We start from the raw sequence: 21,181 nt of genomic DNA on the forward strand, positions 1-21,181 counted from the left end.
CAAAAGTTTTGCCGATAATCATATAGGACAAACGAACTAGTCAAAAAAAAGGGAAGGGCGTGAACGATGTATAAACTAATCTTTGGAATCATTGGCGGATGGGTCTTGTCTCATACGTTATGGTTAGGAATCATCGGCACGTCTTCGGAACTTTCAAAAATAGGCAACAGCCTGTTTATGATTTTGGGTGCTGTCGTCTCGACGGTCTTGCTAGTGATCGCGGTGCGCCGTCATCCGACTCGTCCCTTTACGCAACGTCTGTTTTTACTGTTGTTGTTCGGAAATGTATCGTTAGCAATTGGTGAGACAGCACAATTGATTGTTGAAAGGCGCAACCTTGAACGATCGGGATCTTTTGACGGCATTGATTTAGTATTCAGCCTGCAAATTGGTTTTTATTTGCTGGCGTTTTGTTATTTTTTAATCAGTCGTCGTTCGCAGGTGAATTTACGGTTCTTTTTGTTTGATGAATTGATTATCTTGATCGTGACGGGGGCGATTTCCTGGCATTATCTTGTCACTCCTTACTTGGAACAGGCGGAGTTACTCAGCTTTGAGACCTTTTTGTTGCTTCGGTATCCACTCGGTGACTTGTTGTTGCTCGGAGGAATGATCATCTTATTTTTTGGCGTCATGAAACGTGGAAACAGCATTCCCTTGTTGATGATTTTAGTTGGATTTCATCTACAACTCATTGCTGATTTACTATATGTCGCATTATACCGGTCAGGTTTTCCGATTTCTGTGATGTGGCTCGATCCCATCTGGTTAGCAACGGTCTTGTTGATTGGCGGGGCGGCTATCCTGTTTGATGTCGATGAACGGTCAATTGGATTAAAGATCAATCGTCAGATTCTCGATGGGATTCGTCTCGTTATGCCCTATGTTTTCCTTTTGATTTTATTCGTGACAATGGCGCGGCAGGCCGTCAGTTGGAATGGGTTGACGATTGGTCTGATGATTGCGGTTCCGTTGCTGATTTCAAGACAGGTACGGATTGTGATGGATAATCAGCGTCTGCGTGAAAATCTGGAGGCAAAGGTCGAGGAGCGGACGGCCGCTCTCGAACAGGCGCTCGAAGAGATGGAGCATATGGCCTACCATGATGCCCTGACCAATTTACCGAACCGGTATTTATTTGCCCGTTTGTTTAAGGAAGAGTTGCGGCGGGCAGAAATCCATCAACGTTTCGTCGGCTTGTATTTCATTGATATCGATCATTTTAAACAAGTGAATGATACATACGGCCATCATGTCGGAGACCAACTGATCATCGACATTGCCAACCGTCTTGAAAAACGATTACCGCATAACACGGTCATCTCGAGACAGGGTGGGGATGAATTTGTGGTGTTATTATTTGATGTGAAAGAGGAGTCGGACATCGAAGCATGCGGTCAACAGTTGATTGACTTGTTCGAGCGGCCGTTCATTCTCCAGGAGACACCGGTCTTCATGACCGCTAGCATCGGCGGTGCGATTTATCCGACCCACGCCACGTCGCGCACAGCCCTGATTGAGCAAGCAGATGTCGCGATGTATGAAGCAAAACGCCGCGGGAAAAATCAGTTTCATGTGGAAGTCTGATCCATCAAAAGAGGAGCGCCGATTCAACTCGGTCCGCTCCTCTTTTGTTGTTGTTACTTCATTTTAGCCAATAATTTTTCAAGAGACGTGGGATCCGTCACTTGCTCATTACAATGGTCACTGTCGATACAAATATAGTTGCCGACAGCCCGGTAGTGGTCAGCTGACTGATGCGTACGAGCAGAGACCAAAGTGACATCGCTATATTGATGACAGACCGTACAGATGCCTTTTTTTATGGTGGGAACGTAATGACCTTCGACGCCGATCCATTCTCCTTGAAGAGGATAGACAAAAAACTTCTTTTTGTTTCCGGTATCATTCCAGCTTAAATAGGTCGTCTTGAAAAAATCGAAGGAATGAAGCGGCGGATGCCGTAACTTCTTTGTTTTTCGAAATAGTTGTTGAAGTTGTGATTCCGTAATGGACGGAAAAGACGCGACGAGCGGTTGTATCTTCTCGATATACCGGATTAAATCAGCTTCCGACTTTACATTTCGCACGAGCATCAGCAATGCTTCTTGCTCCGCAGTCAGAACCGGAATCAGGTCAAAAATCTTTTGGGCGGCACTGTAGATAACAGCATCCAACACATCCGGATCATGGACTGTCGTCAGCTGTTGGGTCAATAAATCGACTTGGCTCCGGATGAAATTGTATTGAAACGGCTTAATGAAGGGTTCCATATGACATCGCTCCTTTGTAGTCCTCTATTCACTGAATCTCTTTTGTCAAAACGACATTTTCCTTGTTTCCGTCATTCGACAGGCGGGAAATGAATACCTGAGGAGGTGTCCGATCATGCAACCGTTAACCGGACTTCGTTTGTTGAACTTGATCAGTTTTTTATTTGTCCTCTTGGCCCGTGTCGTCTGGTATGATGCACCGGCAGGAGAACGTCTCGCAATCATGCCGGCACCGTTCATTGATGCGATTTTTGGCGTTGTCTATACGACCTTATTGATTTGGTGTATTCGACCGGTTCAGGCTTACCCGGCCGACCGGACATTGATTTTTGATATGAGCGGGTGGTTCATGCTGACGATGATCGGCTATGGTGCCAGCAGCATCATCGGTCCGCCATGGGAGCTTGTCTTGACGACGATTTCTTTTATTGCTTTATGCATCATTTATATGAAAATTCAGCATCACCCGAACCGTTCCCCCTGGATGCGCTCACCGTTTTCAGTCTTTCTCGCCTGGTCGAGCATTCAGATTTTAATTCTGCCCTTTCGGATTTTGCGGGACTTTCGATTTGACGATCTATTCGGATTGACGACGTCGGAATGGGTCACGGTGATGCTGATTCTTTTTGCGCTTGGAGCCGCATTCTTTATTTTCGTTCATACCGATTGGGTATTCGGACTCGTCATGATCTGGTATTACATTGGTCTGTTCTTTAATGGACGATTGACAGACTTTCAACAGGGCATCACGATCTTCAGTGTCATCATTGTGACTGTAGCGGTGATTATCGTCTTTCGGAAACGTGAAAAATTGTTTGCGGAAGAAAAAAGACCGGTTTCGTAAGAAAACAACAGTTGATGACGTTGCTTTTGGTTTTTTGGGGTATATCCCTTATAGAAGTATAAAAGGGGGAAATGACCAATGGGGAAAAAACAGTTGATCGGTACGTACGAAAATGAGACGGATTTAATTCGCCAGATTGAAGATCTGCATTTTGCAGGATATTTAGAAGAAGATTTATACGTCGTCCTGCAGGATAAAACCGATATGGCGATGTTACGGGGGCAATCGGCCGCACAACTCGTTGCCGGGAAACGGACATTGTTCGAACGCTTTACCGGAAAACCGGTAACGGACGAGGAAACACGTGCCGCTTTTGATTCACTTGGTTTAGCGGACGGAGAGGTCGACAAGCATGTGGCGAGCGTTAAAAACGGTGCCTATGTCCTGCTTGCGGACGAAGAAGGGGCGAAACGCCCGGCACCTGAGCCGAAGAGTATTTTAGAGAGTGAACCGGAAGGCATTGAGGCGGAGCGGAAGCTTGATCACGAGAACCGGGCACTTGAGAATGAAAACGATCGGATGTTGTAAACGTGCCTGAGTGGAAAGGGTGAACAACGATGGAGAGTCACTATCATACAATTTTAGTCGCGGTCGATGGATCAAAGACGGCAGACTTAGCTTTCGAAAAAGCCGTCCAGTTCGCAAAACTCGATCAAGCAAAGCTCGTTATCGCACATGTCATTGATATCCAAACCTTTGCCAACGTCCGTGCCAACCAACGATTCATCGATCAAAACGTTACGGAGTACGCACAGGAACTTCTTGATAAATATCAAAAACGGGCGATTGAAGAAGGCGTAGCAGAGGTCGAACTGGTCATTGAAAGCGGGTCACCTAAGACCTTGATTCCGAAAGTTATCGCACCGCGTGTCGGAGCGGGACTGATCGTTTGTGGAGCCGTCGGGATGAATGCGATGGAACGAATCATGATTGGGAGTGTCTCTGAAAACATCTCCCGTTACGCCAAATGTGACATCTATATCGTTCGCCCGAAAACACTCAAATAAGTGCCAAAAAGCTACTTCGATGGTTAATCGAGGCAGCTTTTTTTTGTTCATTCTTTCGACTTATGTCAATAAATAATAAAACACGCCTAGAATAATCAAGATGACGGGCAACAATACCAAGTACATCCAGGACATGTTTTTCGCCGTTTGGCTGTTGCTGTAAGTTTCTTCGTTCCGACTCTGTCCGACCATCACTGTAAAAATAAGTCCAAGTACACAGATCACGAGTGCAATCCAAAATAATGCGGTCATGTGTCAGTCCCCCTTTAGGTATGATGTATGCTCTTCCATCATAACGAAGATTGGAATTGTATGTCAGGATATTTTGTGACAGTTTGGAGTTGACGCTATCTGGTTTAGGGGCTAAACTACTGGTATGAGTTTAGGGGGTAAACTAATCATGAAGGAAAATCTTCGGGAAGCCGTTCAGTTATTTGAAGAAGTGATGATTCATGGGACAGAACGTGTCTTGAAATCAGTGGATTCACCGGTTTGGCGTCTCTACTCACCAGAACAACTGCATTTGTTGAAGCTAGTCGATAAATATGGACCAATCGCTTCCGGACGGATTGCCGTCATCCAAGGTGTTCACAAAAGTGCGATTTCAAATCGTCTGAAAAAGTTAAATGAACACGGCTTGGTCGAAGTCGAACGTTCGGAAGATGATCACCGGACAAAACGGATCATTTTGACGGAAGCGGGAAAAGAAGTCGTCGAGGCCTCGGATCAAGCGATTTATAGTTATTTGGAACAATTGATTGATGGAAAGGTCGATGATGACGAAATCAAACAATTCATCGAGACATTCCGGAAAGTCAAAGCCATTTTAAAGATTGAAGATTAATTTAGAAAAATAGACACAGAAGAGGTGGAACGGGAATGCGACAAATCGTCAAATGGCGTTGGCCGATCGTAATCGTCTTGTTGCTTGCGACAGTCGGATTATTTTTAGCAGCACCAAACTTATCGAAACAAGCAGAAGATGCAGGTGCCATTCAGCTCGCGAGTGATACAGATTCACAACGGGCAGCGGATATTTTAAAAGCAGCCGGTGCAAGTGAAGAAACGATTTCGCTGGTCATTCCATTAAAGGAAGCCGTTACGAAAGAAGACCGGACGGAAATCGGTCAAATCGTCAAAGATTTAGAGAAGCTGGATAAACCGGTGACAGGAGTCCTGAATCCGTTTGAGAGTAAGGAAACGGAAGGACAATTGATTTCAAAAGACAAAAAAACAGTTCTCGTTCCGATTACCGTTGATGGTACGCAAGAAGAAATCACGGCACTCGCTGAAGATATCCGAAGTGACCTCTTACCGGACGATCGGACGATTTATCTGACGGGTGAATCACTCATCAATGCCGATGTGAACAAAAGTTCACAAGAAGGATTGAAACGAACGGAATTAATCACCGTCGGTCTGATTTTTGGTCTGTTGTTGATTGTCTTCCGTTCGATCGTCACACCATTCGTTCCATTATTTGCGGTTGGTGTAACTTATTTAATGAGTCAATCATTTGTCGCCTTTTTCGTTGATTGGTTCGGATTCCCGGTCTCGAACTTCACGCAGATTTTCCTGGTAGCGATTCTCTTCGGGATCGGGACGGATTACTGTATCCTGCTTCTGAGCCGGTATAAAGAAGAATTGACTGCCGGACATGATGTCGAGACAGCCATCGTCAATACCTATAAAACAGCGGGACGGACCCTTCTCATCAGTGGTCTTGCCGTCCTCGTCGGCTTCTCGGCGATTGGTTTCGCTGATTTCCCGATCTTTAAATCGTCGGTCGCCGTTGCAGTCGGAATCGCGGTCTTGTTACTGGTTCTCTTTACACTCGTCCCGTTTTTCATGGCGACGTTAAAAGAGAAATTGTTCTGGCCGTCAAAAAATGCGGCAAGTCATCAGGACAGTCGTTTATGGGCCCGATACGGTGGTTTATCGATTCGTCGTCCATTGCTTGCGATGGCCATCGTCGCTGTCGTAACAATCCCGACCTTGTTCACATACGATGACGATCTATCGTTCAACACCGTCGATGAGATTGGTGCAAAGTATGAGACGGTTAAAGGATTAAATGCCATTTCAGACGGATTTGGTGCCGGTGAGTCGTTACCGGTCAATATTATTCTGAAGGACGACCAAAACATCGTGACTGAAAAAACGGTTCCGTATGCAGAACAGTTGAGCCGTGAACTGGTCAAACTCGATGGTGTCAAAGCTGTCCGGTCGATTTCGCGTCCGACAGGCGATGTCATTGACGATTTATATGTCGATCAACAATTGAAACAAGTTGCATCTGGTCTGACGGATGCAAAAGATGGACTTGGTAAAGTCGGTCAAGGTCTTCAGACTGTGGAAGACAATTTACAGAATATCAGTGGTCAGATTCCGGCCGGTGACCAGGCGTCAGCGGGTGCAGCACAATTGCAACAAGCTGCAGATGGTCTTGGTCAAATCAATCAGCAGTTGGCGCTTGTCGGCCAAGGATTGCAGTCAGCAGAAAACATTCCGCAAACTGTCGGAACATTGACAGCGTTATCCGGTCAATTGACACAAATTCAAACGGGAATCGCACAAGCGGCAACCGGAATTGAAACGCAAGGCGCACAAGCCGGTCAACTCGGTAGCGGATTAACCCAACTGGCTGATGGTGTCGGATCTGCTAATAATGGGCTTGGTAAAATCGAAGACGGTTTGAAAGAAGCAGCCGATTTCCTAAAAGAGATGGGCAACTCCAAAACGATTCGTGGTACCGGGATGTTCATTCCAAAAGACACCTTATCGAGTAAAGACTTCGAGCCTGTCATCGAACGCTATACGATTGATGACAAAACCGGTCTGAAATTCGAAGTCATCCTGGACAATGATCCGTATTCACCGGAGGCAATCGAAACGGTCGCTGCCATCAAGAAAACGACAGCGAGTACACTGAAAGATACACCGCTTGAACAGGCACAAGTTGCGTATGGCGGTATCTCGAGCATCAACAGTGATTTAAATGATACGTCAAAAGCCGATTTCTCACGGACTGTCGTCATCATGATCATCAGTTTGTTCATCGTTCTTGCAATCATGTTCCGCTCATTGATCATGCCGTTGTTTATGATCGGTTCGCTCCTGTTGACGTACTATACGTCGGTATCGATTGCTGAACTGATTTTCGTCAACGGTCTCGGTTATGACGGCATCAGCTGGGCGGTTCCATTCTTCGGATTCGTCATGCTCGTTGCCTTAGGAATCGATTATTCAATCTTCCTGCTCGACCGGTTCCGGGAAGAAACGATTAATGGACTCGAGACAAATGAAGCGATGTATGTCTCGATGAAGAAAATGGGCTCCGTCATCATTACGGCTGCCATCATCCTTGCCGGAACATTTGGTGCGATGATGCCGTCGGGTGTTCTGAGTCTGGTTCAAATTGCGACGATCGTCATCACAGGTCTGCTCCTGTACGGATTGATTGTCTTACCGCTCCTGATCCCAGCGATCACGGTATCGTTCGGAAAAGGTGTCTGGTGGCCGTTCCGTCAAAAGCAAAATAAGAAGTAAGTTGATTCGACTGGTCCATCCGGACATCATCCGGATGGACTTTTTCGTTATACTACAAACAGGAGGCGATCAAGATGCAACAGTTTAAACAATTAACGAGCCGGATTTGGTATCAAACGCCCGTCAGTGAAACGGATCGGCCAATCGTTGCCGTCATTACGGGTGACGAGCGGAGTCTTGTGATTGATGCCGGTAACTCCAGTCAGCACGCGACACTCTTTTTGGACGAGATAGAGAAACACGGGTTGAGACGGCCGGATCTCGTCGCGTTGACCCATTGGCACTGGGATCATGTTTTCGGGATGAAGCAGATGGCTGTACCGACGATTGCGACGAACCGGACAGTCGACGAGATGCGGAAGATGATGGACTATGACTGGTCGGACGAGGCGCTTGCGGAGCGGATCCAACAGGGGATTGAAATTCCGTTTTGTGCCGATGCGATCAAACTCGAGTTCGGGAAGGACCGGGAGATTGAAGTCATCTTGCCGACGATTCGTTTCTCGGGAGAACTTGAAATCGACCTTGGAGGCGTGACGTGTCTGTTACGGCAGGTCGAGAATGACCACTCACCAGGGAGTGCTCTTGTCTATATTCCGGAAGAACGGGTTTTATTTTTAGGAGATGCGATGTATGCCGACATCTTTTCTGCCAAGTGGAACTACACGGTGGGGCAGACGACCCGGTTACTGGATGTCATCGCCGAGTACGACGCTGACTATTACGTCTGGTCGCATGGCGAAGCGATGGCGAAAGCCGCGTTTGAGCAAGAGGTACACGTCTTACGCCAAATCATTGAAGTGACGCAACGAGCAGCAGGGCATCTACCGGAGATGCAGCAGCTGTACCGGGAGCTGGTCGGACGGGAACTGACGACAGACGAAGAAGAAACACTCGTATTTTTTGCAAATGGTGCGAAAAAATAATTAAAACAGCAGGTGCTGAACAGATCATTCGAGAATTCCTTATGTACAAGATAGAAAAAAATGGATTTTAGCAAAGGAGTTCTCGTAATGGATCGTAAGCCTGAAGACCGGAATGAAACGGCCAATCGTGTGTTTTTTGGAACAGCTAATATTTTCACGGTCCTTGTAGTGATTGGCTTTGCCTTATATCTGCTGTATCAATTTTTTGTGAAATGACAGATCATCCTGTAGCCCAGGGTGATTTTTTTCGTTTTAGGGGAGTGCAACGGAACCAAATATTGGGTAATTCAATACAAAGGACAAAATGAACTTTACGAAAAGGAGGCACTTCCCCATGAAACGCATCCAGATTGCCGACTTTGACCGTCGTATGCCGCCGCTTGAATTACGTGAAATGGACGATTATTATGAAACGATGTTTGTTCCCGACTATGATGAGGTGTATCAGTCAAACGAGATCCGAACGATTCAACTGGCTGATATTTATGTTAATTTAGCGATGACAAAAAGTGAGGTCCGGCTCGTTTCGGCTTTGTTTTTAAAACCGGTCGAGGTAGCAGATATCGTATCGTGGATGCAACTGTACACGATTAGTTTTGCGATCTCTGACGCATCCGGTTACTACGTGGAACAGGCGGATGAAATTTTAGAAATTGTGTTGTATCAAGGGAATCCAATCGTCATTGCAACCAGAGGAACAGACCGGTTGTATTATGACACCGAAGGAGCAATCGAGATGCGGCGGGAATCGAGTGAAGTGATGGGGAAAAAGCCATTGCTGTATTTGAACGGTGAGGCATGGTTTGGCGTGCCGCGACTTGAATTTAAACCGAATCAAGATGAACTGCATGTCAACGGAACGTTTTTATTTGCCGACTATATGGATGTTTATCAGGGACGGGTCGGTTTTTTCCGGAACACCGATCCAGCATTACCGATTGTGCTGTTGGTCGGAGAAGCCATCATCGAAATGGAACTGACCGAAAATGCAGACGGAAGTCGTGTCTTAGTCATTGAACAGCCGTATGATGAAGCGTGACTAAAAACAGGATGAGGCCGTGTGAATTCACCGAGCGTTTTCGGAAAAGTTAAATCGCAACGAATCTTTGGGTAACCATGAAATCCCTTACAAAATATGCGAGAATAGATATAGAGACAAGAATGGAAGGGATGCGGGACGAACATGGTTAAAGAGATGCCACGAAATTCAAAGTGGATGCGTTCCTACAATCGGGCACTTGTATTACGTTTGATTCGGATGCATCAACCGATTTCACGAGTGGAACTGGCACAACAAACAAAACTGACGAAACCGACCGTTTCGAACATCGTCGGAGAACTGATTGCGGATCAACTCGTGACAGAGCGTGAACTCGGTGTTTCAAACGGTGGACGAAAGCCGATTCTGCTCGAACTCGTGGCGAAAGAACAATATGTCATCGGGATTGATGCGACAAGTCACCGCTTCATCGGAGTCATCGCGGATTTAAGCGGAAATACGATTCACGAAGTGGAAACGATGGGTAAATTTGATACAAACGAAGAATTAATGCAGGCTGTGGTTCTGTTGTGTGAAGAACTGATTGAGGCGACGGAGCAGGTCGGAACGATTCACGGCATCGGAATATCCGTTCACGGGATGGTCAATCCGGAGACCGGAGTGATTCTGTTTGCCCCTCGTTTTCATCTCCATGATGTGGCATTAAAGGAACATTTGGAAAATCGGTTTGCGTATCCTGTTTTTATCGAAAACGATGTCCGGGCTCTCGCTTCATTCGAATTGTTATTCGGAGAAGGCGTCGGGGTCGACCAATTTTTCTATCTGTATGCCGGAGAAGGAATCGGAGGGGCGTATGTCCTGGACGGGAAGCTGATTGACGGCGAAAATCACATTACAGGTGAGGTCGGGCATATGCGACTTGATTTGGATGGCCCGATTTGCTCCTGCGGGAATCGGGGATGTCTCGAAGCATTGGCTGGGGAAAAAGCGTTGTTGCGTGATTTTGAAGCCATTGACCCGCAAGTCAAGACACTGGCGGAACTGAGAAAACGTCTGACGGACGGGGATCCGTACGCGAAAGCCGCGTACCACCGGGCGGGTGAATACATCGGAATCGGTGTCCTGAATACGATTCATCTGATCAATCCGAAGCGGATTTTACTTGGAGGACCGATGTTTGAACTGGCTCCTTCCATCGTCGATCAAATAAAAGAACGGGTCGAACACACGGCCTTGACGACGGCTTCACGTGAAACCGATGTTAAGATGGTTCCCTGGAGTGAAAAACAAGGGGCACTCAGTGCAGCGGCACTCGCAACAAACAGTATTTTTCAAACCATTTAAAATGCAGCTTGCTGGATGATGGTGTTTTCACCAGATCCGGCAAGCTTTTTGTGTGAAAAGAACGAAGAAAAAATATTTTTTGAAACCGTTTACAAAACAAAACAGCATGTGCTATAGTTTTCTTAAAGTTAGATAATAAATTTAATTTACTAAGTTTTCATCAACCAGTGGAGGTGGATGCAGACCGGCAGGGACCGGTTAAGCTGAAACAGAAAGAAGGGGGCGTCGCGCAGATGGAAACAGAGGATTTATGGGTTTCCTACCGTGAAGCTTTCGGGCGTTACGGAGCAATCCGTGGCTTTTACGTGAACCGTTTGACAGGAGATATGACGGAACAACAGCCGGGAGATAAGCGGTCTGCAGATCAAGACGGCGTTCTCGTTCGGCCACGACAAGATGGAGTCTTTCAATTTCGAATGTCGTCCGTACAAGGGGTACTGACGATTCGATCTTCAGAACTTCATCTTCGAAAAAATGAGAACGGATACATTGAATTACGGGTTTTGATGCAACACATGCGCACAGCCGGTTGTTTGACGCTCGGTGGAGAATTTTATCTGTTCGTGACACCGGAAGTGGACACGTTAGACTACCGTCTGCGACTGATTGCACGAGTCTTGATTCAACTCCAACGGATGCCGATTGGCATGGAAGTCATCGAACAATGGTGTCAACACGCACAGCTTGAAGGGCAACAGCTTAGAAAGTACGCTTGACCACTCACATACAAAGGGGATCACTCACATGAAATTCAAAAAAACCAAAGTACTCGCAGCTGCATCAGTTCTGACATTATCGGCATTACTTGCCGCTTGTGGTGGCGAAGATGAAAAACAGGCGACAACAAAAGACGGAAAAACCGTCATTTCCTGGTGGGGTTGGGCACCTCAGCCTGAAGCCGGTAAGGAAGTCGTCGATGCCTTCAACAAATCACAAGACAAATATGTCGTCGAGTTCAAACGTTACAGCGAAGACTATGAAAAACAACTTCAAGTCGCGATGTTATCTGGTAAGGGACCAGACATCATCGGTCTGAAAGAACCAATGATCCAGCAGTACAAAGACCGTGTCGTGCCAGTCGATTCTTACATGGATAAAGCAGCCGGCAAAGGATGGAAAGACAAATTCGTCGAGCTCGGCATCGATCAAACGACGATTGACGGTAAACAATATGCGGTCCCAATCGGCTTTACGGGTCAAGCCTACTTGATGTACAACAAAACGATGCTTGATAAATACGGTGTCACACCACCGAAGAACTACAAAGAAACAGTCGACGCTGTCAAAAAGATCAAAGCGTCGGGCGATAAAGTCATTCCATTGATGCTTGGAGCAAAAGATGCGTGGATCGATATCGATGTCTACAACGTTTTAAGCCACCAGGTCGCACCGGGTTACATTCAAAAAGTCTTGTCCGGCGAAGCGAAATGGACAGACGACGAGATGGTCAAGACAGCTCAAGTTTGGCAGGATCTCTTCAAAGATAAAGTCTTCCAAGAAGGAGCACTCGGACTTGCGACATACAATGACGGGATGAACCAGTTCTTCGATAAAAAAGCAGCGATGTGGGTTATCGGTTCATGGGAAGCTCACTCGATGACGACAGCTGAGAAAAAAGACAAATGGAAAATCAAAGATGAGCTTGGCTTCACACCGCTTCCAAACCTTGCAGGTGGAACAGAACAACCAATCATCGCATCAATCGATATGGCGCTTGCCGTCAATAAAGAATCAAAACAACAAGAAGGTGCAGCTGAGTTTGTTGCCTTCATGAGCCAAGGTGAAGGACAGGAAGTCTACATGGGTGAGTTCGAAATGGCACCTGGAATCAAGGATGTCAAAATTGATTCAGATGCAGCCTTCACATCTGAAGGGGAAAAAGAGTCATACAAAATGCTGAACGAAACACTTTCTAAAGCTGTAGCAAGCCGTGGTATCCGTGATACAAAACTTAACGATATCCTCGGTAAGGAACTTCAAAACATCGCGACGGGTCAAAATCCGAAAGAAGCACTCCAACGTGTTCAGGATGCAGCCGATCAATCGAAAAAATAAGAACGATACAGTGAAGTGGTGCGCTCTGCGTGCCACTTCCTGATTTTTAAAGATCAAGAAAGTGGGGAAATCGTTATGCAGACAGAGCAACAAGAATTGCCGATCAAACCAAAAGCCGAGCCGCTGAAACCGGCACCCCGTTCAAATGTTCCGAAAAAGAAAAGAAAAGGCAAAATGAAACAAAACATGGTCGGTTGGGCGTTCGTCGGACCCATCGTCCTGTTTGTCGTCGCGTTTATCTATTACGGGATTTTCTATAACGCCTATAACTCCTTCTTCTCATGGGACGGCATTTCATTTGATAAAGTCTTCGTCGGGTTTGAAAACTACGCGGAAATGTTCCGGGATCCGGATTTCTACCTCTCGCTTAAAAATACGTTCATCTTCACGATCTTAACCGTTACGATTCAAGCCTTTATCGGTCTTGTTCTCGCGTATTTCCTGCACACACAGGGACCGCTACGGACCGCCATGAAATCGGTTTTCTTCTTCCCGGTTGTCCTGAGTCCGGTTGTCCTTGGTGCCGCATTCTCACAAATTTACGACTTCCAATTCGGTTACATCAACGAATTCCTCCGGGCGATTGGTCTCGGCAGCTTAGAACAAAACTGGCTGGGTGATCCGGATATCGCGTTGTACTCGGTCATTGCCATCAACATCTTCCAGTGGACCGGTTCATCGATGGTCATGTACTACATGGCGATGCTGACGATTGAAAAAGAAATCTTTGAAGCCGCTAAAATCGATGGTGCCGGATTCTTCCGGACGCTTTGGAGCATCGTCTTCCCGAACTTAAAAGGAACGACGTTCACGTTATCGATTCTCGGTGTAATCGGTGGTCTGAAGACGTTTGACCTGGTCTGGATCACAACAGCCGGCGGGCCCGGTTCTTCAACAGAATTCATCTCGACGTACCTGTTCCGTAAATCAATGCTGCAACAAGAAGTCGGCTTTTCAAGTGCTGTTGCCATCATCTTGCTGACAATCGCTTTACTGATTACGTACATCCAGTTACGTGTTCAAAAGAAAATGGATAACTAAGGAGGAACGTCCCATGAATGTAGAATCTAAAAAAAGCCGTTGGGTCATCAACCTCGTCCTGATGCTTGCTTCGATCGTCTGGCTGTTCCCGATCTTCGTCATGTTCAAGGAGAGCTTACGTGTCAACGGATTTGAAAACTATATCGCAACGCTGCAAAATCCGAATTTCCCGACATTCGTCTTTAACAGTTTCTTCGTCGCTTTCTTCATGATCATCATCTCAATCACGATTCTTGCGTTTGCCGCATTCGCGTTCTCGAAACTCGAATTTGCCGGAAAACGTCTTCTGTTCAACATGGTGCTCGCCGGTCTGATGTTACCGGTCGCTTCGATGATCGTGCCGTTGTTCTTCACATTACGGTCGTTTGACGGTCTGAACAACCACTGGGGCTTGATCGGGGCGGAGGTCGCCTTTTTCCTCCCGTTCGGTCTGATGCTGATCAAAGGATATTTTGACGAGTTACCAAACGAATTAATGGAAGCCGCGTACATTGACGGCGCGACGATTCTTGAAGTCTTCTTTAAAGTCATGTTGCCGCTTGCGAAACCAGCCCTTGCGACAGCGTTGATCTATGCGTTCCTCAACTCGTGGAATGAGTATTTGATGGTCTTGACGTTCATGACGGATCCGGCTTATCAAACGGTCACGATGGCACCAAGCTTCTTCAAAGATGCGCTCGGCGGTGACCCGGGGAAAATCTATGCGTCACTCGTCTTGATCAGTTTACCGACAATGGTCTTCTATATCTTCTTCCAACGTTTCTTCCAAAAAGGAATGACGGCAGGTGCAGTAAAATAATTTGTTTTGAGTCAGGGGGAGCACAATGTATTTAGGCGTCGATTATTACCCGGAACAAACTCCACGTACGTTATGGGAGGAAGACTTCCGATTGATGAAAGAACTTGGTGTCAACGTCGTTCGGTTGGCGGAATTTGCCTGGACGATGATGGAGCCGGAAGAAGGAATCTACGATTTCCGGTTTTGGGACGATATCATCGAACGCTTGAGTGCCGCCGGTTTTGACATCGTCCTCGGGACACCGACCGCAACACCACCGGCATGGATGTGTCACAAGTATCCGGAGATTCTTCCGGCAGACGAACACGGCGTGACCATCAGCTTTGGAGCCCGTCGCCACTATACAGTTCACAGCGAGACGTATCAACAGTTTTCGGTTGCCATCACGACTGAGATGGCGAAACGGTACGGGAAACATCCGCGTGTGATCGGTTGGCAGACTGACAACGAATACGGCCATGAAAAATCAGATCGTTCATACAGCGACGTCGACCGGGCTGCTTTCCAGATTTGGCTCAAAAACCGTTACGGCACGCTCGATGCGTTAAATGAAACATGGGGAACCATCTTCTGGAGTCAGACCTACACGGCGTGGGAGCAGATCCCGGTGCCGCGGAAAGTCTATCAGGAACATAACCCGTCATTACTCGTCGACTTCGATCGCTTCTGTGCCGACGGTTACAACTATTACAACAAACTGCAGGTCGATGCACTCCGGGAACACATTCATCCGGATGCGTTCATTACACATAACCTCGTGTACAGTGATATGGCCGTCAATCAACAACAGATGGCACAGGATCTCGATTACGTTGCTTTTGATAACTATCCGGTCTGGGGCGGTTTGCCGGAACCGAACCGTTTCGAGAAAATGGCGAGCGATCATGACCTCTGCCGCTCTTCGAAACAAGGAAAAGGATTTTGGGTGATGGAGCAACTCAGTGGAGCGCAGGGCTGGAGTAAAATCGGTTACCTGCCGCGCCCCGGTCATATCCGTTTGTGGACGTATCAGGCGGTCGCACGCGGTGCGGAAGCCATCGTCTACTTCCGCTTCCGGGCAGCATTGTTCGGAACGGAAGAGTTTTGCCACGGTATCATCGATCACGATGGAAAACCGAAGCGTAAATTCAACGAAGTCAAACAAATCATGACCGAACTGAATACGTTTGGTGACGAAATCAACGCAAGCAGCTATCAAGCGGAAGTCGGCGTCTATTTTGATCAGGAGAACGTCTGGGCCTGGACCCATCAGCCGCACAGTGATGCGTTTGATTTCCGGACCGAGTTCGTCCGTTTCTACGGCGGTGCCGTCCGGCGTCAAGCGTCGACGGATATCGTCTTCCCGGGTGACCGGCTCGATCAATACAAACTGATCATCGTTCCACTCTATTTTTTAACGAACCCGACATTTGACCAATCACTGATTGATTACATGGAGCAGGGCGGACACGTCATCTTCACGTATCGGACCGGCGTCAAGGACCCGCACAACAATGTCTTGCCGTTAACGTTACCAGGCAAGTTCGCACCGTATGCCGGAATCGAAATCGATGAGTACGAATCGTTGCAAGCCGTGCAGGAAAACCGGGTGGAAGGCATTGGTGCCTTTGAAGGCCAAGGTTCACCGGCCCGGCTCTGGTGTGATTTGATTACACCGACGACCGCTGAACCGCTTGCTGTCTACCGCGATACGTTTTATGACGGAGTCGCTGCCGTGACACGGAATGTCTATAAAGGAACAATCACGTACATTGGTGCATCGATTGATGATGCGATGATCGATACGATTTACCGGCAAGCGTTTCTTGATGCCGGCGTTCAGATGTTTGAAGCACCGGATCAAGTCGAGGTCGTCCGCCGTCACGGGGAAACACGTGATTTCGTCTTCTTCATGAACCATGATACAAAAGCAAGCCGGGACGTGGTGCTCGATGCTTCCTATAAAGAGTTGAATACGAACGAGACATATAGTGGAACAGTGACACTCGCCCCACTCGAGACGCTGATTCTGACAACGTAAGGAGGAGAACGACCATGGCCATTCTTGAACTGCCGAATCAGCGGTTCGTCCTCGAAGGACAACATGTCGCGCATGTCGTGACGATCGGACAGCACGGCAAGGTGTTGCATACGTATTTTGGAGCACGTCTGCCGTATCCATCCGACTATGAAGCATTACCGAATCCGGTTCTTGCGCATAGCTCATTTGAATCACCGGATGGTGTCGCGGTTTACGACTTCATTCCATTTGGTGAGATGGTCTACACAGAACCGACTTTGAAATCAGAACGGGAGGACGGACAACGAATCAGTCAGTTCGTGTTTGAACGCGCCGAGCAATCCGACAGTGGATTGACGTTATGGTTGTTTGATTCGTTACAAGAACTCCGGGTCGGCATCAAATATGACGTGTACGAAGCGTACGATATGATCGGACGGTCCCTCGTGATTGAGAATACCGGAACACAATCAATCCGGTTGACGACAGCCCAATCCTTTGCGATGGGAATTCTGCAACGGCCGAACTTGAACGTGCACCACTTCGCCGGGACATGGACCGGTGAATTCCAAAAACAGGTGACGCCACTAACGTCGGGACGTAAGACGATTGACAGCCGCCGGGGTGTGACGAGTCATCAGGCGAATCCCTGGTTTGCACTTGAACAAGGGGCGACCGAATCAACCGGTGAAGTCATTTACGGACATTTTGCCTATTCCGGTAACTGGTCGATGCACTTCGAACAGGATGCCTTTGGATTTGTTCAAATATCGGGCGGGATGAATGAATTTGATTTCAGTTGGAAACTCGAAGCCGGTCAACAGATGACGACACCGGACTTTTATATCGGATACGCGGCAGACGGCTTTGCCGGGATGAGTGCCCGGGCGCATGATTTCCAGCGTGACGTCATCATGCCGGAATCAGACCGAAACAAGGTCCGGCCCGTCCTCTATAATTCCTGGGAAGCGACCTATTTTGACGTGACGGAACACGGACAACGGGCGCTCGTCGATCAAGCGGCCGCAATCGGCTGCGAACTGTTCGTCGTTGATGACGGCTGGTTCGGTGAACGAAACTCCGATCAGGCCGGTCTCGGTGACTGGGTCGTGAATCCGGAAAAATTCCCAAACGGTTTAACACCGTTGATCGAGTACGTGAAACAACAAAACATGCAGTTTGGCTTGTGGGTGGAACCGGAAATGGTTAATCCCGATTCAAATCTTTACCGGACACATCCGGACTGGATTTACCATAGTCCCGGTGCACGCCGGACGACATCGCGCAATCAGTTTGTTCTGAACCTTGGTTTACCGCAAGTCGAACAATTCGTGTTCGAGATGATGGATGAGTTGCTTGAGACACACGCGATTGATTACATCAAATGGGACATGAACCGCGCTTTTTCAGAACCGGGTCTAAAAGACGCTACACCAGCAGCGCAGCAAGAATTATGGAAGCGTCATGTCGATGCATTGTACCGGATCTTTGACGAGTTGCGGACACGTCACCCGGAAGTGGATTTTGAAGCCTGTGCCGGAGGCGGCGGACGGATTGATCTTGGGATTCTCAAACGGACGGAACAGGTCTGGACGAGTGATAACACGGATCCACTGGACCGTTTGACGATCCAACATGATTTTTCGTTTGCCTATAATGCGAAAATGATGAGTTGTTGGGTGACGGATGGTCCAAACTGGCTGAACGGCCGGAACTTACCGCTTGCGACCCGCTTCGTCTCATCGATGCAAGGAACACTTGGCATCGGCGGCAACTTAAGCGAATGGACAGCTGAAGAGTTAAAGGAAGCAACCGAGTGGATTGCGACGTATAAAACAATTCGGGAAACCGTTCAATTCGGACGTCAGTACCGGCTGTCGGCAGACCACGTGGCGTCTTCCCTCATGCAATATACGTCAAACGATCAAACGGTTGTCCTGGCAGTAGCACCGATGCGTCAGCACGGCTCAAACCAGTACCACTTCCGTCTGCACGGACTTGAGAAAACAGGTGTGTATCAGGTCGACGGGCGTCAGCTCAGCGGTGCGTACTTGATGCAACAAGGATTGACGATCACCTATACGACAGATTATGAAGCTTGTTGTCTACACATTCAGCCGGTTCACCGCAGCATCCCTACATCAGAGTCAAAGGAGCCGATCGCATGACAGACCAGACATTAGAACATATTTTTGAACAACAATTCGGTCAACCGTCGACCCACCGCTTTTTTGCGCCGGGGCGGATCAATTTGATCGGAGAACATACAGACTACAACGGTGGACATGTCTTTCCGTGTGCCTTGACGCTTGGAACTCATGCGGTCGTCCGCAAGCGGGACGATGCGGTGTTCCGGTTTTATTCGCTGAACTTTGAAGCCGACGGCATCATCGAAGTCGCAGGGGATGACTTAACGCATCGATCTGCCGATGGCTGGGCCAACTATGCCAAAGGGATGATTCATATCTTACGGGAAGCCGGTTACCGGATTGATACAGGATGCGACATCTTGATCAAAGGTGATATCCCGAATGGTGCCGGACTGTCTTCGTCCGCTTCGCTTGAACTGGTCATCGGTGTTTTGCTCGACAAACTGTACAATCTGAATGTTAATCGGATCGAACTCGTCAAATATGGTCAACAGGTCGAAAACCAGTACATCGGTGTCAACAGCGGCATCATGGATCAATTTGCAATCGGGATGGGCAAAGCGGGATCCGGTCTGTTACTTGATTGTGAGACGCTTGACTATACGTATGCCCCACTTGATTTGTCCGGTTATACGATCATCATCATGAATACGAATAAGCGCCGTGAGCTGGCGGATTCGAAATACAACGAGCGCCGCTCGGAATGTGAAGCGGCACTGACGTATCTGCAACAGTACCGACCGTATGCGTCACTCGGCCAATGGTCGATGGATGAATTCGAAACAGTGTCTTTTGAGGACGAACGATTACAACGCCGGGCGCGTCACGCGATTTCTGAAAACGAGCGGACATTGCAGGCGCTCGATGCGCTAAAAGAAGAGAGACTCGAAGCATTCGGTCAACTGATGAATGCCTCACATCATTCTTTGCGAGTGGATTACGAAGTGACGGGGAAAGAACTGGATACATTGGTCGAAGCAGCTTGGGCGCAACCGGGAGTCCTTGGCGCCCGAATGACGGGTGCCGGTTTTGGTGGTTGTGCGATTGCAATCGTTAAAGCCGAAACGGTCGATACATTCATGACGGCAGTCGGTCAAGCATACGAGACCGCAATCGGTTATCCGGCATCGTTCTACACGGCAACGGTTGGTGATGGAGCACGAGAAGTCGAACAGGAGGTCATCTAAATGGCAGTACTCGTAGTAGGTGGAGCAGGATATATCGGATCACATGCAGTTTATCAACTGGTGGATGCCGGACAGGAAGTTGTCGTCATCGATCATTTAAAATCCGGTCACCGGGAAGCCGTTCATCCGGAAGCCCGTTTTTACGAAGGGGATATCCGGGATCGTGCCTTCCTTGATACGGTGTTTGAGACGGAAACAATCGATCAGGTCGTCCATTTCGCCGCCTTCTCGTTAGTCGGTGAATCGATGGAGCATCCGCTCGCTTATTTTGATAACAACGTCTACGGTACACAGGTATTGCTCGAAGCGATGATGGCGCATGATGTCAAACAGATTGTCTTCTCATCGACCGCCGCCACGTACGGGGAGCAGGAACAGATGCCGATTCTTGAGACGGCCACGACAAATCCGACGAATGCTTACGGTGAAACGAAGCTGATGATGGAGAAGATGATGCGTTGGTGTGAAACGGCATATGGTCTGAACTATGTCGCACTCCGCTACTTTAATGTTGCAGGAGCACGCGCGACGGGTGAAATCGGGGAAGACCATACACCGGAAACCCACCTTGTCCCGCTCGTTCTCGAAGTTGCAAACAATCAACGTCCGGTGATTTCGATTTACGGCGATGATTATGCGACGGAGGACGGGACATGTATCCGTGACTATATCCATGTCGAGGATTTAATCAATGCCCATCTGCTTGCGCTTGAGTATTTAAAACAGGGCAATCCGAGTGATGTCTTTAATCTTGGCTCAAGCCGCGGTTTTTCAGTCCGGGAAATCATTGAAGCCGCACGCCGCGTGACGGGACATGCGATTCCGGAACAAGTCGTCGCAAGACGTGCCGGCGATCCAAGTACGTTGATTGCCGGATCGGATAAGGCGAAAACAGTCTTAGGCTGGAAGCCAAGCCGGACGGACATCGAAACGATCATTCAAGATGCGTGGCGCTGGCACGAACAACGTCCGCAAGGCTACAAGACACCGGTACGATAAAGAGAGAA

The 21,181-nt window shown here is 48.0% G+C and carries 20 protein-coding genes; 18 read left to right on the plus strand and 2 right to left on the minus strand.

The window, feature by feature from the left end; all coding sequences use genetic code 11:
- The first annotated feature begins 66 nt into the window (after positions 1–66).
- The gene (locus MUN34_RS12180; protein ID WP_247857922.1) at positions 67–1,587 is read left to right on the plus strand and encodes a GGDEF domain-containing protein; all 1,521 of its coding nucleotides are present in this window, start codon (positions 67–69) and stop codon (positions 1,585–1,587) included.
- 53 nt (positions 1,588–1,640) lie between these two features.
- Here the strand turns inward: MUN34_RS12180 and MUN34_RS12185 are convergent, their stop codons facing one another.
- On the minus strand, positions 1,641–2,273 hold the full coding sequence (locus tag MUN34_RS12185) for a FusB/FusC family EF-G-binding protein (protein WP_026829391.1): 633 nt from the start codon (positions 2,271–2,273) through the stop codon (positions 1,641–1,643).
- 115 nt (positions 2,274–2,388) lie between these two features.
- On the opposite strand from MUN34_RS12185, the gene MUN34_RS12190 reads away from it, so the two are divergent.
- The 3 genes from MUN34_RS12190 (at position 2,389) to MUN34_RS12200 (ending at position 4,124) form a co-directional block, all read left to right on the plus strand.
- On the plus strand, positions 2,389–3,117 hold the full coding sequence (locus MUN34_RS12190; RefSeq protein ID WP_026829390.1) for a hypothetical protein: 729 nt from the start codon (positions 2,389–2,391) through the stop codon (positions 3,115–3,117).
- Between the two features lie 78 nt (positions 3,118–3,195).
- Positions 3,196–3,645, plus strand: a complete 450-nt coding sequence (locus tag MUN34_RS12195) for a general stress protein (protein ID WP_026829389.1) — start codon at positions 3,196–3,198, stop codon at positions 3,643–3,645.
- A 29-nt stretch (positions 3,646–3,674) separates the two neighbouring features.
- The gene (locus MUN34_RS12200) at positions 3,675–4,124 is read left to right on the plus strand and encodes a universal stress protein (protein WP_026829388.1); all 450 of its coding nucleotides are present in this window, start codon (positions 3,675–3,677) and stop codon (positions 4,122–4,124) included.
- 60 nt (positions 4,125–4,184) lie between these two features.
- On the opposite strand, the gene MUN34_RS12205 is transcribed toward MUN34_RS12200, so the two are convergent.
- The gene (locus MUN34_RS12205) at positions 4,185–4,376 is read right to left on the minus strand and encodes a hypothetical protein (RefSeq protein WP_026834052.1); all 192 of its coding nucleotides are present in this window, start codon (positions 4,374–4,376) and stop codon (positions 4,185–4,187) included.
- A gap of 148 nt (positions 4,377–4,524) precedes the next feature.
- Here MUN34_RS12205 and MUN34_RS12210 point away from each other — a divergent pair, with 148 nt between their 5' ends.
- The 14 genes from MUN34_RS12210 to galE all read left to right on the plus strand — a co-directional run bounded on the left by MUN34_RS12210 (position 4,525) and on the right by galE (position 21,173).
- Entirely contained in the window at positions 4,525–4,968 is a 444-nt protein-coding gene (locus MUN34_RS12210; RefSeq protein WP_026829386.1) for a MarR family winged helix-turn-helix transcriptional regulator, read from the plus strand.
- Positions 4,969–5,003: 35 nt separating this feature from the next.
- Positions 5,004–7,673 carry an MMPL family transporter gene (locus tag MUN34_RS12215; protein WP_247857923.1) on the plus strand — a complete coding sequence of 890 codons (2,670 nt, stop codon included), beginning with the start codon at positions 5,004–5,006 and terminating at the stop codon, positions 7,671–7,673.
- Positions 7,674–7,747: 74 nt separating this feature from the next.
- Complete coding sequence (locus tag MUN34_RS12220) at positions 7,748–8,599, plus strand: MBL fold metallo-hydrolase (protein WP_247857924.1); 852 nt, start codon at positions 7,748–7,750, stop codon at positions 8,597–8,599.
- 87 nt (positions 8,600–8,686) lie between these two features.
- A complete protein-coding gene (locus tag MUN34_RS15925) occupies positions 8,687–8,815 on the plus strand; it encodes a hypothetical protein (protein ID WP_268745046.1) in 129 nt (42 codons plus the stop codon).
- A gap of 118 nt (positions 8,816–8,933) precedes the next feature.
- Positions 8,934–9,638 (plus strand): hypothetical protein, encoded by a 705-nt coding sequence (locus tag MUN34_RS12225; protein WP_247857925.1) that lies wholly within the window; start codon positions 8,934–8,936, stop codon positions 9,636–9,638.
- Between the two features lie 144 nt (positions 9,639–9,782).
- A complete protein-coding gene (locus tag MUN34_RS12230) occupies positions 9,783–10,943 on the plus strand; it encodes an ROK family transcriptional regulator (protein ID WP_247857926.1) in 1,161 nt (386 codons plus the stop codon).
- 233 nt (positions 10,944–11,176) lie between these two features.
- Complete coding sequence (locus tag MUN34_RS12235; RefSeq protein ID WP_026829381.1) at positions 11,177–11,659, plus strand: hypothetical protein; 483 nt, start codon at positions 11,177–11,179, stop codon at positions 11,657–11,659.
- 28 nt (positions 11,660–11,687) lie between these two features.
- Complete coding sequence (locus tag MUN34_RS12240; protein ID WP_026829380.1) at positions 11,688–12,998, plus strand: ABC transporter substrate-binding protein; 1,311 nt, start codon at positions 11,688–11,690, stop codon at positions 12,996–12,998.
- A 75-nt stretch (positions 12,999–13,073) separates the two neighbouring features.
- On the plus strand, positions 13,074–14,039 hold the full coding sequence (locus MUN34_RS12245) for a carbohydrate ABC transporter permease (protein WP_026829379.1): 966 nt from the start codon (positions 13,074–13,076) through the stop codon (positions 14,037–14,039).
- Positions 14,040–14,052: 13 nt separating this feature from the next.
- On the plus strand, positions 14,053–14,838 hold the full coding sequence (locus MUN34_RS12250; protein WP_026829378.1) for a carbohydrate ABC transporter permease: 786 nt from the start codon (positions 14,053–14,055) through the stop codon (positions 14,836–14,838).
- A 25-nt stretch (positions 14,839–14,863) separates the two neighbouring features.
- On the plus strand, positions 14,864–16,858 hold the full coding sequence (locus MUN34_RS12255; protein WP_247857927.1) for a beta-galactosidase: 1,995 nt from the start codon (positions 14,864–14,866) through the stop codon (positions 16,856–16,858).
- A 14-nt stretch (positions 16,859–16,872) separates the two neighbouring features.
- Entirely contained in the window at positions 16,873–19,005 is a 2,133-nt protein-coding gene (locus MUN34_RS12260) for an alpha-galactosidase (RefSeq protein ID WP_247857928.1), read from the plus strand.
- Positions 19,002–20,174, plus strand: coding sequence for a galactokinase (locus MUN34_RS12265; protein ID WP_247857929.1), 1,173 nt, complete (start codon positions 19,002–19,004; stop codon positions 20,172–20,174). The genes MUN34_RS12260 and MUN34_RS12265 overlap by 4 nt, the downstream gene beginning before the upstream one ends.
- A complete protein-coding gene (gene galE / locus MUN34_RS12270) occupies positions 20,175–21,173 on the plus strand; it encodes a UDP-glucose 4-epimerase GalE (RefSeq protein ID WP_247857930.1) in 999 nt (332 codons plus the stop codon).
- The last annotated feature ends 8 nt before the right edge of the window (positions 21,174–21,181 follow it).

It is taken from the genome of Exiguobacterium sp. 17-1, assembly GCF_023096305.1.
Classification (GTDB): domain Bacteria; phylum Bacillota; class Bacilli; order Exiguobacteriales; family Exiguobacteriaceae; genus Exiguobacterium_A; species Exiguobacterium_A sibiricum_A.

What these genes read in the sequence shown, in the direction of transcription:
- MUN34_RS12180 (WP_247857922.1), top strand. Translation starts at nt 67, where the DNA reads ATGTATAAACTAATCTTTGGAATCATTGGCGGATGGGTCTTGTCTCAT.
- MUN34_RS12185 (WP_026829391.1), bottom strand. Translation starts at nt 2,273, where the DNA reads ATGGAACCCTTCATTAAGCCGTTTCAATACAATTTCATCCGGAGCCAA.
- MUN34_RS12190 (WP_026829390.1), top strand. Translation starts at nt 2,389, where the DNA reads ATGCAACCGTTAACCGGACTTCGTTTGTTGAACTTGATCAGTTTTTTA.
- MUN34_RS12195 (WP_026829389.1), top strand. Translation starts at nt 3,196, where the DNA reads ATGGGGAAAAAACAGTTGATCGGTACGTACGAAAATGAGACGGATTTA.
- MUN34_RS12200 (WP_026829388.1), top strand. Translation starts at nt 3,675, where the DNA reads ATGGAGAGTCACTATCATACAATTTTAGTCGCGGTCGATGGATCAAAG.
- MUN34_RS12205 (WP_026834052.1), bottom strand. Translation starts at nt 4,376, where the DNA reads ATGACCGCATTATTTTGGATTGCACTCGTGATCTGTGTACTTGGACTT.
- MUN34_RS12210 (WP_026829386.1), top strand. Translation starts at nt 4,525, where the DNA reads ATGAAGGAAAATCTTCGGGAAGCCGTTCAGTTATTTGAAGAAGTGATG.
- MUN34_RS12215 (WP_247857923.1), top strand. Translation starts at nt 5,004, where the DNA reads ATGCGACAAATCGTCAAATGGCGTTGGCCGATCGTAATCGTCTTGTTG.
- MUN34_RS12220 (WP_247857924.1), top strand. Translation starts at nt 7,748, where the DNA reads ATGCAACAGTTTAAACAATTAACGAGCCGGATTTGGTATCAAACGCCC.
- MUN34_RS15925 (WP_268745046.1), top strand. Translation starts at nt 8,687, where the DNA reads ATGGATCGTAAGCCTGAAGACCGGAATGAAACGGCCAATCGTGTGTTT.
- MUN34_RS12225 (WP_247857925.1), top strand. Translation starts at nt 8,934, where the DNA reads ATGAAACGCATCCAGATTGCCGACTTTGACCGTCGTATGCCGCCGCTT.
- MUN34_RS12230 (WP_247857926.1), top strand. Translation starts at nt 9,783, where the DNA reads ATGGTTAAAGAGATGCCACGAAATTCAAAGTGGATGCGTTCCTACAAT.
- MUN34_RS12235 (WP_026829381.1), top strand. Translation starts at nt 11,177, where the DNA reads ATGGAAACAGAGGATTTATGGGTTTCCTACCGTGAAGCTTTCGGGCGT.
- MUN34_RS12240 (WP_026829380.1), top strand. Translation starts at nt 11,688, where the DNA reads ATGAAATTCAAAAAAACCAAAGTACTCGCAGCTGCATCAGTTCTGACA.
- MUN34_RS12245 (WP_026829379.1), top strand. Translation starts at nt 13,074, where the DNA reads ATGCAGACAGAGCAACAAGAATTGCCGATCAAACCAAAAGCCGAGCCG.
- MUN34_RS12250 (WP_026829378.1), top strand. Translation starts at nt 14,053, where the DNA reads ATGAATGTAGAATCTAAAAAAAGCCGTTGGGTCATCAACCTCGTCCTG.
- MUN34_RS12255 (WP_247857927.1), top strand. Translation starts at nt 14,864, where the DNA reads ATGTATTTAGGCGTCGATTATTACCCGGAACAAACTCCACGTACGTTA.
- MUN34_RS12260 (WP_247857928.1), top strand. Translation starts at nt 16,873, where the DNA reads ATGGCCATTCTTGAACTGCCGAATCAGCGGTTCGTCCTCGAAGGACAA.
- MUN34_RS12265 (WP_247857929.1), top strand. Translation starts at nt 19,002, where the DNA reads ATGACAGACCAGACATTAGAACATATTTTTGAACAACAATTCGGTCAA.
- galE (WP_247857930.1), top strand. Translation starts at nt 20,175, where the DNA reads ATGGCAGTACTCGTAGTAGGTGGAGCAGGATATATCGGATCACATGCA.